General features: G+C 46.4%; 1 pseudogene. It reads left to right on the forward strand.

What is annotated here, in order from left to right:
- Nucleotides 1-778, forward strand: a pseudogene (locus G3567_RS13235) (hypothetical protein); the annotation flags it as partial.

Consider the following 778-nt stretch of genomic DNA (forward strand, 5'->3'; position numbering starts at 1 on the left):
CTGTATTTCTGGGATGTGAGCCCTATATATTTGAAGGAAGCGCCGGAGATGTAGGCGCCGGTGGAACCTGGGAAACGGGATCCAACTGGAGCTTTAACCGACTTCCTACGGCCATTGATACGGCTATCGTTAGAGCTAATGTCAACCTGAGTAATATTCAACAAGTAGGGGAATTGACCATTGACTCTCCTTTTGTTGTGTCTATCGATACGCTGCAAACGCTCAGTATTAAAGAAAATCTCATCAATAATGGGACTGTGGGTGGCCAGGGTTACCTGGTCTTTGACGGAGATGTTCCTCAACAAATTATAGGCAATGGCCTGGTAGTGAATTCGAGTGCCGGAAGTTTTACCAATATACGGCTGGACAATTCGGCGGGTCTTACACTCACCGATGATGCAGATGTACTGAACGTGTTAGACCTGGATGCTGGTACCATTACGATTGAAGCTGATAATTTCTTAACCTTTAAAAGCACTGAAAATCAAACGGCTGTTTTAGCTGAGGTAGCTTCCGGATCCGATATTTCGGGCTGCGTCATTGTAGAACGCTTTATACCTCCTACCAATCGATCATACAGATATATGACCTCTCCTGTGAGCACGACGAACTGCGGCAGGCAAACCATTCAGGACAATCTTCAGGAAGGCTTTCAGGTCACCGATTATACGAACTACCCAGGAGTGAGTGAGATTGAAGGTTTCGGGACACATATCACCGGTTCTAATGCCGTTGCTAATGGGTTTGATGCCACCCAAACAGGCAACGCTTCCATGTA

The organism is Psychroflexus aurantiacus (assembly GCF_010820555.1).
Lineage (GTDB): Bacteria > Bacteroidota > Bacteroidia > Flavobacteriales > Flavobacteriaceae > Psychroflexus > Psychroflexus aurantiacus.